Raw genomic sequence first — 11618 nt, 5'->3', positions numbered from 1 at the left:
CGGACCGCCGGGGGCGTCAGCCGATCGCCACCATCCGCTCGACGGCGCGGGCCGCGCGCACGCGGATCTCCTCGGGCACCTCGACCGCGTACCGCATCTGCCGCAGCGCCTCGAGCGTGTCTTCGAGCGTGATCTGGTTCATGTGCGGGCACCGGACGCTGCAGAGCCGCAGCATCTCCTTGCCCGGGTTCGCGGCGGCGACGTTGTCGCCCATCGCGCACTCGGTCAGCAGCAGATACCGCCGCGCCGGAGACCGCTCGACGAACCGCACCATCGCGGTGGTGCTCCCGGAGAAGTCCGCCGCCGCCACGACTTCGGGACTGCACTCGGGGTGGGCGAGCACGACGGCGTCGGGGAACTGCCGGCGCACGTCCACGATGTCGCCGACCGTGAACTTCTCGTGCACCTCGCAGCGGCCGCCCCAGCCGACAAGCGACGCGCCGGCCGTCGGGGAACCCGCGGGGCTCACCGGCGCCGCGGCGCCGCCCGGCTGCGCGATGATGATGCGCCGTCCGGTCTCCCGCGCCACGTTGCGCGCGAGGTATTCGTCCGGGAGGAAGATGACGGCGCCGCTGCCGAGCGAGTTGACCACGGCCGCCGCATTGCTCGACGTGCAGCAGACGTCGACTTCCGCCTTGACGTCGGCGTAGGTGTTGACATACGCGACGACGGGCACGCCGGGGAACCGCGCGCGCAGCGCGCGGACGTCGGCCGCCGTAATGCTGGCCGCGAGCGAGCAGCCGGCGCGCTCCGAGGGCACGAGCACCGTCTTGCCCGGATTGAGGATCTTCGCGGTCTCCGCCATGAAGCGCACGCCGCAGAAGACGATAACGGACTTGTCGGTCTTCGCGGCCTGCCGCGACAGCTCGAGCGAGTCGCCGGTGTAGTCTGCGATCGAGTAGTACAGCGCGGGCTCCATGTAGTTGTGGCCGAGGATCACGGCGTCGCGCTCGGCTTTGAGGCGGTTGATCTCGTCCGCGAGCTCCGCCTTATACCGCAGCTCCACGTCCGGCACGACGTCGTGGAGCCGGTCCTTCAGGCGTTCGTACAAGAGCGTGGACGCGGGCATCGTCTGCTCCTTTACCTCTCCCTCGCCGTGGCGGGGGCGGCGGTGTCGAGCTCGAGGCTGATGTCGAGGGCGCGAACCGAGTGGGTCAGCGCGCCCACCGAAATGTAGTCGACGCCGGTCTTCGCGATCTCGGCGACGGTGTCCAGATTCACGCCGCCGGAGGCTTCCAGCGGAACGCGGCCCGCGGCCAGCCGCACGGCCTCCCGGATCCGTGCGACGTCCATGTTGTCGAGCAGAATGCGGTCCGGTGCGAGGCCCAGCGCCTCGCGCAGCTCGTCGAGCGTACGGACCTCTACCTCAACCGGCACGCCGGCGGGCGCATTCGCGCGGAAACGCCGCACCGCGGCGGTGATGCCGCCCGCGGCCGCGACGTGGTTCTCCTTGATGAGCCCCATGTCGAAGAGGCCGAAGCGGTGGTTGGTCCCGCCGCCGAGCCGCACGGCGAGCCGGTCCAGCACACGCAGACCGGGCGCGGTCTTCCGCGTATCGAGAACGACGGCGCGCGAGCCTTCCACGGCGCGCACAAACGCCCGGGTCATCGTCGCGATCCCGGACAACCGCTGCAAGAAATTGAGCGCGACGCGCTCGCCGCTCAGCAGCGCCCGCGCCGGTCCGTCCACCGTGCCGATCAGGGTGCCGGGCCGAACGTCCCGGCCGTCGTGCACGATCGGGCGAACCGCGGCGCGCCGGTCGAGCGCCGCAAACACCGCCGACACCGCGCCCCAGCCCGCAATCACGCCGGCCGCCTTGACGATGAACCGGCCGTGCGCGACCGTCCCATCGGACACCACGGCGTCGGTCGTGACGTCCCCGCGGCCGAAATCCTCAGCCAACGCGCGCCGCACGATCGAGGCAATCTCTTCCATGTCGGCGGATGGAGAGGTGGCGGTCGGATCTGCGATTGGCTGCGCCATGATCAGTCCTTTGGGGAGCACCGCGGCGCGGTGCGCCGACGAACGGCGCCCGGGCACCACGTTCCCTCTTCGAGAAACGCCGCCGTGGCGCCGATTATTGCCCCGGGCGGACGTCCAGGAAGGTACTCTGGTAGGTAGCCCCCTCGCCGATGTCGGTGTACCGGTCGGAGCATAGCAGATTGACCGTGCCGTGACGCGCCTCGCCGCTCGGACGCTGGCCGGGAACCAGCACGACCCCGGCCGGCACCTCGTCGCTGACGCGCAGCATCAAGCCGACGGCGCCCCGGTCGTTGTAGAGCTCCACCGCATCCCCTTCGCGCAACTTTCGGCGATCGGCGTCGGAGGGATGCAGAATCGCCACCGGCGGCCCCTGGCGGCGGCGAAGCCGTTCGTTTCCTGAAAACGCGGTATGGGCTTGATAGTAACCGGGCGCGGTCAGGAGGCGCAGTGGCCAGCGGGCCGCGTCCGCCGCCTCGCCGGCGTCGGGCGCCCAGTCCGGCATCGGCGGCAGGCCGCGCGCCGCAAGATGGGACGAGTAGAACTCCAGCTTGCCGGACGGCGTCGCGAACCGCTGGCCGCCGCCGTTCGCCTGGATCTTGATCGGGCCGGCGCCGCGCACGGACGTGGGGTCGACCGCCGCGGCCGGCCCCTCCGCGCGGCTCCACAGCGTGCGCAGCAGCTCGTCGGTCGTCATCGAAAAAACCGCGTCGCGCAGGCCGAGGCGGCGGGCGAGCTCCTGCGCCAGCCTCACGTTCGGCCATGCCTGGCCGACCGGCTCGAGCGCGCGCGGCCCGAACTGCACGTAGTAGGCGCCGTACGCGCGGTAGAAGTCCTCGGTCTCGAGGAAGGTCGCCGCCGGCAGCACGACGTCCGCGTATTTGGCGGTGTCCGAGAGAAACGGCGCGTGCACCACCGTGAACAGGTCTTCGCGCGCGAGCCCGCGCCGCACCGCGCCGGCGTCCGGGCACGTCACGGCCGGATTGTTGCCGGCCACGAACAGCGCGCGGATCGGCGGATCGGCGAGCGTCAGCAGCGCCTCGCCGAGGCGCGAGTGGTTGACGCTGCGCACGGTCTCGGGCCCGGAGGGTTTACGGATCGGATCGAGCGAGAAGCCGAAGCTCTGCGACGTGCTGAGCAGCGCGCCGCCGCCCGGCCGCGCGTAGGCGCCGGTGACGCCGGGCAGCAGCGCGACCGCCCGGATCGCCTGGCCGCCCTGAACGCTGCGCGACATGCCCCAGCCCATGCGGATGAACGGAGCGCGGGCGCGACCGTACATCGTCGCGAGTCGCTCGACGTCCGTCGCGCCGATCCCGGTGACCGCTTCGGTGCGCGCCGGCGAAAACCGCGGCAACACCTCGCGCTCGAGGCGCTCGAACCCCGTCGTCTTTCGCGCGAGGTAGTCGCGGTCGCACAACCCCTCGCGAACGAGCACGTGCATCACGCCAAGCGCGAGCGCCGCGTCGGTGCCGATCCTGGGCTGCAGGTGCCAGTCGGCGTGCGCCGCGGTCCGGCTGCGGCGCGGATCGATGACGACCAGCTTGGTCCCCCCGCGGCGCGCCTCCTCAACCTTCGCCCAGAAGTGGACACTGGTCGTCACGAGGTCGGCGCTCCAGGCGATCACGAGGTCCGAGAGATGCACGGACTCGGGATCCGCGCCGCCGACCGGGCCGAGCGTCGCCTCCCAGGCCTCGTCCGAGCACGAGTCGCAGACCGTGCCGGCGACGAGGCGGGTCGCGCCGAGCGCGTGGAACAGCGCCAGCAGCAGGCCGCGGTTGAAGACGCCCTGGTGGGCACTGTAGCAGTAGCCGAGGATGCCGAGCGGCCCGTCTCGCTCGATGATCGCCCGCCACGTCGCCGTGATCTCGTCGAGCGCGGTGTCCCAGCCGACCGGCGCGAAGGCGCCGCTCCCTTTGGGACCCGTCCGGCGCAGCGGCTGCGCGAGCCGCTCCGGCGAGTGCACGATCTCGTGCTCGCGGCTGACCTTGGCGCAGGCGAAGCCCGCCGTGAACGGCTGATCGGGATCGCCCTGTACGCGCGTGATGCGGCCGTCCTCGACGTGCACCAAAAGCGAGCACATGTCGGGACAGTCGTGCGCGCACACGGTCCGAATGACGGTCTTCACGTCCCGCCTCCCGCGGTCGCCCCGCCGCCCGTTCCCGAGGGCGAGGGCGTCCGCCGCCGTCTGACCTCATCATAGTATTGCGCGTAGCGGCGCACGACCTCGTCTTCAGAAACGCCGGTATCGTAGACCGGTGAGACGAGCGGGGCGGCGTGCAGCACCTCGATCAGTACGACCCGCGCGACCCGCCGCGCCAGCGCGGCGCTGAGCCCGTACGTGTCGCGGTAGAACGTCATCGCCCGGTCGAAGAGCGGCCCGCGGTCGAGGATCTCGGCGCGCCCCTTGAAGCGGTACCCCCGCCGGCTAATTGGATCGACGACGTTCACTTCGACCGAGGGGTTATGGGCGAGATTGGCGACGGTGCCCGGGGAGCAGATATCGGCGAAAATCAGATGATCCTCGTCCCAGACGGTGGTCGTGCCCTTCGGCGACAGGTTGGGCGTCCCGTCCGCGCACACCGTGGCGACGAACCCGAGCCGCTGTTCGCGAACCATGCGTTGCATCTCGTCGGTCAGTGCGCCCATGCCGCGCCTCCTCGCTCACCTGCGTCGTTGTCTCTCTATTTATCTCGGAGCGCGACCGCGGTCAATATTCCTAAGCGCACCGGGCGTTCAGGTGCACAGCCGCCTCAGCCGCGGGCCGCGTACAGCCGTTTCAGAACGAAGATCTGCCCGGCGTGGTAGAGATCGTGTGTCGCGATGTCGACGGCCAGATCGATCGTCCGCGTGACCCGCTTCCGCGAGAGCCACGAGGCCATCACCGGCTTGAGGAGGTCGTCGGGCGTGACGGCGGCGAGAGCCGCCGCGACATCCTGATGTGACCGATCAAGCCGGGCGCGCACACGGGCCAGGCCTTCTTCGGTCGGTGGTCCGGCCTGCCAGTCGTCGTCGGCCCGGTACGGCTTCGGATCGCCGGTCAGCCGGAGCGCAACCAGCTCTCGATGGTACGCGAGATGCCCGATCGTCTCGGCAATCGTGTGCTGGTCCGGCGCCGGACGCCAGTTGGCCATCTCGACGGTGACGCCCGCGAGCGCCGGCGCGACCCCGTGCGCGGCAAAGTTGCCGAGTTTGTTCGTCAGCTCGAACCGTTCAGCGATCCAGCTCATGACGTCCATCTGACTCGTCTTCACCCTCCACCTCCACTCCGCAGTGCGGGCCGCCCTATCGGAGCAGCCCGCGACCGAGCAGGTCCAGCGACGCGAGGAACACGATGGCGAGGACGACGCGGCCGAACACCTCGGGATCCAGGCGGTCTTGGAGCGCCATGCCGGACCAGGTACCGATCGCCATCGGCACGCAGCCGATCAGCGCCAGCGCGAGCACGGGACCCGCGTAGAGGCCGAGGTGCGCGTAGCTCGCGACCTGGACGGCGTTGCTCACGAAGAACATGATCGTGAGCCAGAAGACGAAGTCCCGCTTGGCCAGCTGCAGCAGATGGAGATAGCTCGCGAGCAGCGGAGCGAAGATGCCGGTCGCGCCGCCCATGAGCCCGGCCGCGAGCCCGACCAGCGGCGCCGCGCGGCGGCCGGCCCGCTCGGGCACGAGCGCCGTCAGCCGGAACGCGGTCGCGACCACGTAGCCGAGCGCGACGGCGCCCACGAGGATCGACAAGTGCCGCGGGTCGAGCAGCTTGATGGCGGCCGCGCCGGCGACCGTACCGACGACGAGGCCCGCGATCGCCAGCATGAGGTGCGTGCTGGCGGGGCTCGCCGAGCCGCGGCTTACCATGATGACGTTGCTGAGGAGCGTCGGGATCGCGATCATCGGGACGGCCGCGCGCGGCCCGATGATCGCCGACAAGAGCGGGATGCTGACGAGCGGAAATCCGAAGCCGATCGCGCCCTTCACCGTCGACGCGCCCGCGATCACCACCAGGATCAGGAGCAGCTGCGGGAGGTCGGGCATCAGGCGCCGGTGAGCGCACGGAGCGTCTCTTCGAAACCCGGAAACGACGTGCGGATGCAATCGGTGTCGTCCACGGTCACGGGCGCCTCCGCCCGGAGGCCCGCGACCGCCAGCGCCATCGCGACCCGGTGGTCTCCGCCGCTCGCCGCGCGGCCGCCGCGCAGCTTCGGTACCCCGCGGATGGCAAGCCCGTCCGGCTGCGCCTCGATCCGCGCGCCGATCCCGCCGAGCTCGCGCGTCAGCGCCGCGATTCGATCGGACTCCTTCACGCGCAGCTCAGCGGCGTCACGGATCACCGTCTCGCCGTCCGCCACGCTCGCGGCGACGGCCAGCACCGGCAGCTCGTCGATGAGCCGCGGGATCAGCGCGCCGCCGATCGCCGTCCCGTGCAGCGCGGCGGCGCGGACCGTCACGTCGCCGGCCGGTTCGCCCGCCTCGTCGCGCCGGTTGGCGATCTCGACCGCGGCCCCCATCGCCCGCAGCACGTCGAGCAGGCCGGTGCGCGTCGGGTTGAGGCCGACGCCGCGGACGGTCACCGCGGAGCCCGGCACGATCGCGGCCGCGGTGAGAAAGAACGCCGCGGAGGAAATGTCTCCCGGCACGGTGACCGGCGCCGCCGCCGGTTGGGCGGGACCCCTGAGCCGCACCGTGAGCCCGTCGCGCGCCACCGCCACCCCGAAGCCGCTCAGCATACGTTCCGTGTGGTCGCGGCTGAGCGACGGCTCCGTCACCGCGGTCTCGCCGTCAGCGAAGAGCGCGGCGAGGAGGATCGCCGATTTGACCTGCGCGCTCGCGACCGGCGTCGTGTACGCGATGGCCCGCAGACCGCCGCCTTCCACGGTGAGCGGCGCGAGGCGGCCGCCGTCGCGGCCGGAAATGCGCGCGCCCATGCGCCGGAGCGGTTCGGCGATGCGGTCCATCGGGCGGCGCCGGATGCTCGCGTCGCCGGTGAGCGTACTGGGGAACGGCTGGCCGGCGAGGATGCCGGTGAGCAGGCGGATCGTCGTGCCGGAGTTGCCGACGTCGAGGGCGGTCGCGGGCTCGCGGAGCGCCCCGCCGTGTACCACGAGGCGCTCGCCGTCGTCCTCGACATCGACGCCGAGCGCACGCACGCACCGCAGGGTCGCGAGGCAGTCCTCCGCGCGGAGGAAGCCGTCCACGCGCGTCCGGCCCCGCGCGATCGCGCCGAGCAGCACGGCGCGGTGCGAGATCGATTTGTCGCCGGGCACGCGCACGGCGCCGCGCAGCGCGCCGCCCGGCGCGACGACGAGAGGCATCAGGCGCCGGGCTTGGTTACGCCGGCCTTCGCATCGGCCGCCGTGAGGTCCGGACGAAGCCGCTCCGCGCCGCGGAGGTAGACGTGGCGGACCTCGTCCGCGGTCTTCGTGGTGTTCACGAACATCAGCGCGCGCACGCACCGGGGCAGCGCGCCCGGGACCGGAATCTCCTGCGTGCACATGAGCGGCACCTGGTGCCACCCGAGATTCCGCCGCGCGGCCTCGGCCGGAAATACCGCGTTGAGATCCGGAGTCACGGTAAAGACGACGCCGGCGATGTCGTCGGCGTCGACTTGGTTCTGCGAGGCCATCGCCTTCAACATGATGGCCGTCGCTTCGAGAATCGCCGCCTCGGTGTTCGCGTCGGCCGTAATCGCTCCGCGGATGCCGCGAAACCGCATGATCTCTCCTCCGCGGGCGGGCCGCTCCCGGCGCGCCCGCCGCCGCGCGCCGTTGCGCGAGAGCCGGGCCGCGGCGGGCTTCGATGCCCGCGACGCCATCGGCTTGGCGCGGGCGCCGTCGCGCCCGCCGGCACCGTCGCCCGACGCCTGGGCCGCCTGCTTCGCCGCCGCGGCCGCCAGCGCGGCCGCGGCGCGAAGCCCGAGGAGATAGCTCTGCACGCCGAACCCCGCGACCTGTCCCGCCGCCGCGCCGGCGATCATCGAATGGTGGCGGAAGTGCTCGCGCGCGTGAATGTTGGTCACATGCACCTCGACGACCGGAATGCCGATCGCCAGGATCGTGTCCCGCAGGGCGATGCTGGTGTTCGTCAGCCCGCCGGGGTTAAACACGACCGCCGCGTACCGCGCCGGGGCGGTCTGCAGCCGGTCGATCAGCGTGCCTTCGTGGTTGCTCTGGGCGGTCTCGATCTCCACCCCGAGCTCCCGCGCCAGCGCCCGCAGCTCGCGCTCGACGTCCTCGAGCGTCGCCGACCCGTAGAGGTGAGGCTCGCGGCGGCCGAGCAGATTCAAGTTCGGACCGTGCAGAACGAGCACTCTAGCCATCGGCGAGCACCTCCTCGAGCAGTGCCGGCGGCACGTCGTCGCGGACGACCGTCCGGCCGATCGACGCGGGGAGAACGAACCGCAGCCGGCCCTCCCGCGCCTTCTTGTCGAGCGTCATCGCCTGTGCGATCGCGGCCGCGCTGCGCGGCCGGGCCGCGCCAAGCGCGGCCAGAGTGACCGGCAGCCCGGCGCCCTCGAGCAGCGCCGTCTGCTTTTCCAAGACCGCGGGTTCACAGACGCCGAGCCGCACCGCCAGGCGCGCCTCGAGCGTCATGCCGACCGCGATCGCCTCGCCGTGCGTGAGGCCCCGGTAGCCCGCGGCGGCTTCGATGCCGTGCCCGATCGTGTGCCCGTAGTTGAGCACCATCCGCTCGCCGGACTCGCGCTCGTCGGCGGCGACCACACGCGCCTTGTACGCCGCGCAGCGTTCGATCGTGTGGACGAGCGCCGCCGGGCGCCGAGCCATCACGGCGCGCAGGTTCCCGTCCAGGAATTCGAACAAGTCCGCCGCGCCGATCACGCCGGTCTTGACGACCTCCGCCATGCCGGACCGCAGCTGACGCCGAGGCAGCGAGCCGAGCGTCTCCACGTCCGCGACGACGAGCGAGGGCTGGTGCACGGCGCCGATTAGGTTCTTGCCGCGCGGGTGGTCGACCGCGGTCTTGCCCCCGATCGAAGCGTCCACCTGGGCCAGCAGCGTCGTCGGGAGCGCGACCCACCGGATGCCGCGGAGGAACGTCGCCGCCACGAACCCGCCCAGGTCGCCCGCCACGCCGCCGCCGAGCGCGAGGACGGCGGAGCCCCGGTCGAGCCGGGCGTCGATAAGCGCGTCGTAGACCTTCGCGGCCGCGCGCAGACTCTTGCTCGACTCCGACGGCGGCACGGTCACGACCACGACCTCGCGCCCGGCGGCCCGCAGCGCGTCCGCCAGCGGACGGCCGTACCGCTCGTCCAGACGCGGATGCGTGAGCAGGGCGAGGCGCCCGGTGACGCCGGCATCCCGGAGCAGCTCCGGCACCCGGCGGAGGAGCGCCGCACCGATGTGGATGTCGTACCCGCGCTCGCCGAGATCGACGCGAACCCGCCGGTGTGCCGACCCGCCGGACGGCGCGGGGCCGGACGCGCGCGCGCGAACGAATTCGAGCACACGATCGGCGGCTTCTTCGGCCGACACGTCGGATGTGTCCACGACCAGGTCGGCGTCGCGGTACGCCGCGTCCCGCTCGGCGAGCAACCGGCGGACGGTGGATTCGGGATCGCCGCCGAGCATCGGACGGTCCGCGCCGCCGCCGACGCGCGCCAGGATCGTGCGCGGCGACGCGGTGAGCGCCACGATCACTCCGTGACGGCGCAGGTGCCGCATGTTGTCGGGGCGCATCGGCACGCCGCCGCCGGTCGCGATGACGGCGCCTCGGGACGCGCCCGCCTCCGCGACCGCGGCGGCCTCGAGACCGCGAAACACGGGCTCGCCGTCCTCGGCGAAGATGCGGGCAATCGTGCGGCCCGCCCGCGCCTCGATGAGGGCGTCGGTGTCGAGGAAGCGCCGGCCCAGGCGCTCCGCGAGGCGGCGCCCGACCGCGGACTTGCCGGTGCCCATGAACCCGATAAGGACGATGTTGATGACCGCATCCGTATCTGTGTTCGTATGCGAACGACCGTTCGCTACGCTGTGCCGCCCGTGTGCCGCCGCGGCGGGCCGCGCCGGCACGCGCTCACCGCTCCCTTTACCGGTATCGGCCGGCACCGTGCTCACGCGCGCCCTCCCGGGCCGCGCAAAACCCACTCCCGATGCGCGTCATAGGCGACACGCATCTGATCCAAACTATCGCCGCCGAACTTCTCGAGCATCGCGTCGGCCAGCACAAGCGCGGCCATCGCCTCACCGATCACACCGGCCGCCGGAACCGCCGTCACATCGCTGCGAACAACCGCCGCCTCGACACGCTCCTTTGTCACGATATCCACCGACGCAAGCGGGCTGCGCAGCGTGCTCAACGGCTTCATCGCCACGCGCACGACAAGCGGTTCGCCGGTCGTCATGCCGCCTTCCGTGCCGCCGGACTGATTGGTGCGCCGGTAGAAACCGCGGCCGCCCTCGTAGAGGATCTCATCGTGCGCAGACGACCCGGGCAGACGCGCTTCCTCGAAGCCCCGGCCGATCTCGACGCCCTTCATCGCGTTGATCGACATCATCGCCTGGGCGAGCCGCCCGTCGAGCCGGCGATCCCAGTGCACGTACGTCCCGAGCCCGACCGGCACGCCGAGCGCGACGACTTCGAAAACGCCGCCGAGCGTGTCGCCGCGCGCCTTCGCCTCGTCGATGGCGGCGATCATCCGCTGCTCCGCATCGGGATCGGCGCAGCGCAGCGGCGAGGCCTCGGCAACGGCGGGAATCTCTTCGATCCGCGCCGGCCGCTGCGCCGCGGCGATCCCTCCGAGCTCTACGACGTGGCTGAACAGCATCACGCCAAACTGGGCGAGCAGCGTCCGCGCCAAGGCACCCGCCGCGACGCGCGATACGGTCTCGCGCGCGCTCGAGCGTTCGAGCACGCGCCGCACGTCGTCGAAATGGTACTTCAGCGCGCCCGCCAGGTCGGCGTGCCCGGGCCGGGGCCGCGTGAGCGGCGGTTCGTCCTTCCGCCAGTCCTTGTTGCCGATCGCGAGCCCGATGGGGGCCCCGATGGTGGTGCCGCCCATCACGCCGGTGTAGATCTCGGCGCGGTCCTGTTCGATCTGCATGCGGCCGCCGCGGCCGTAGCCGCGCTGGCGTCGCGCCAGCTGCTCGTTGATCCCGTCCTCCGACACCGGAACGCCGGCCGGCATCCCCTCCACGACGACGAGAAGGCCGCGGCCGTGTGATTCGCCCGAGGTCAGAAACCGGAGCATCGTCCTATCGCCCTCCGACCTTCGCCACCGGCGTATCGTCCGCCAGGCCGACCGCGCGCCGCATCGCTCCCGTCGGCGCCGGCCGCCCCGTCCACAGCTCGAACGCGCGCGCCCCCTGATACACGAGCATCGACCGCCCTTCGATCGCACGGCACCCGCGCGCCCGCGCCTCGCGGAGCAGCACGGTCTCGCGCGGCTCGTAGACCATGTCCATGACGGAGAGTCCCTGGTGAAGCACGGCCTCCGGGACCGCCGACTGCGTTCGCTGCGCGCCGGAGCCCACGGTCGTCGCCTGCACCAGGAGCGTCGCGCCGGCGATGCGCGCCGCCGCCGCGCCGTCAAGCGGCACCGCCTCGGCGGCGCCTCCCGGGAGCGCCCGGCGGAGGTCCGCGACCAGCGCGGCCGCGCGATCCCAGTTGCGGTTCGCGATCACGACCGACGCCGC

At 72.0% G+C, this 11618-nt stretch carries 11 protein-coding genes; all 11 read right to left on the bottom strand.

Going from position 1 to position 11618, the window contains the following annotated elements:
• Nucleotides 1-16: 16 nt before the first annotated feature.
• Complete coding sequence (gene nadA / locus VFL28_11550) at nt 17-1069, bottom strand: quinolinate synthase NadA (GenBank protein ID HET7265297.1); 1053 nt, start codon at nt 1067-1069, stop codon at nt 17-19.
• Between the two features lie 11 nt (nt 1070-1080).
• Nucleotides 1081-2040, bottom strand: coding sequence for a carboxylating nicotinate-nucleotide diphosphorylase (gene nadC / locus VFL28_11545; GenBank protein HET7265296.1), 960 nt, complete (start codon nt 2038-2040; stop codon nt 1081-1083).
• A 37-nt stretch (nt 2041-2077) separates the two neighbouring features.
• Nucleotides 2078-4105 carry a molybdopterin-dependent oxidoreductase gene (locus VFL28_11540; protein HET7265295.1) on the bottom strand — a complete coding sequence of 676 codons (2028 nt, stop codon included), beginning with the start codon at nt 4103-4105 and terminating at the stop codon, nt 2078-2080.
• Nucleotides 4102-4626, bottom strand: a complete 525-nt coding sequence (locus VFL28_11535; GenBank protein ID HET7265294.1) for a pyridoxamine 5'-phosphate oxidase family protein — start codon at nt 4624-4626, stop codon at nt 4102-4104. Before VFL28_11535 ends, VFL28_11540 begins: the two co-directional genes overlap by 4 nt.
• Nucleotides 4627-4730: 104 nt before the next feature.
• Entirely contained in the window at nt 4731-5231 is a 501-nt protein-coding gene (locus VFL28_11530) for a DinB family protein (protein HET7265293.1), read from the bottom strand.
• Nucleotides 5232-5262: 31 nt separating this feature from the next.
• A complete protein-coding gene (locus VFL28_11525) occupies nt 5263-6006 on the bottom strand; it encodes a sulfite exporter TauE/SafE family protein (protein ID HET7265292.1) in 744 nt (247 codons plus the stop codon).
• On the bottom strand, nt 6006-7283 hold the full coding sequence (gene aroA, locus VFL28_11520) for a 3-phosphoshikimate 1-carboxyvinyltransferase (GenBank protein ID HET7265291.1): 1278 nt from the start codon (nt 7281-7283) through the stop codon (nt 6006-6008). Before aroA ends, VFL28_11525 begins: the two co-directional genes overlap by 1 nt.
• Nucleotides 7283-8287, bottom strand: coding sequence for a type II 3-dehydroquinate dehydratase (gene aroQ / locus VFL28_11515; GenBank protein HET7265290.1), 1005 nt, complete (start codon nt 8285-8287; stop codon nt 7283-7285). Before aroQ ends, aroA begins: the two co-directional genes overlap by 1 nt.
• Nucleotides 8280-10040, bottom strand: a complete 1761-nt coding sequence (gene aroB / locus VFL28_11510; GenBank protein ID HET7265289.1) for a 3-dehydroquinate synthase — start codon at nt 10038-10040, stop codon at nt 8280-8282. The genes aroQ and aroB overlap by 8 nt, the downstream gene beginning before the upstream one ends.
• Entirely contained in the window at nt 10037-11173 is a 1137-nt protein-coding gene (gene aroC, locus VFL28_11505; GenBank protein ID HET7265288.1) for a chorismate synthase, read from the bottom strand. The genes aroB and aroC overlap by 4 nt, the downstream gene beginning before the upstream one ends.
• A 4-nt stretch (nt 11174-11177) precedes the next feature.
• On the bottom strand, nt 11178-11618 hold a 441-nt coding region (locus VFL28_11500), incomplete at its 5' end, for a hypothetical protein (protein ID HET7265287.1).

The organism is bacterium, from assembly GCA_035691305.1.
Lineage (GTDB): Bacteria > Sysuimicrobiota > Sysuimicrobiia > Sysuimicrobiales > Segetimicrobiaceae > DASSJF01.
This window is presented reverse-complemented; position numbering and strand designations above follow the sequence as displayed.

Excerpts from the sequence above, each read along its gene's own strand:
- aroC (HET7265288.1), bottom strand. The coding sequence starts at position 11,173 with ATGCTCCGGTTTCTGACCTCGGGCGAATCACACGGCCGCGGCCTTCTC.
- aroA (HET7265291.1), bottom strand. The coding sequence starts at position 7,283 with ATGCCTCTCGTCGTCGCGCCGGGCGGCGCGCTGCGCGGCGCCGTGCGC.
- VFL28_11535 (HET7265294.1), bottom strand. The coding sequence starts at position 4,626 with ATGGGCGCACTGACCGACGAGATGCAACGCATGGTTCGCGAACAGCGG.
- aroQ (HET7265290.1), bottom strand. The coding sequence starts at position 8,287 with ATGGCTAGAGTGCTCGTTCTGCACGGTCCGAACTTGAATCTGCTCGGC.
- VFL28_11525 (HET7265292.1), bottom strand. The coding sequence starts at position 6,006 with ATGCCCGACCTCCCGCAGCTGCTCCTGATCCTGGTGGTGATCGCGGGC.
- nadA (HET7265297.1), bottom strand. The coding sequence starts at position 1,069 with ATGCCCGCGTCCACGCTCTTGTACGAACGCCTGAAGGACCGGCTCCAC.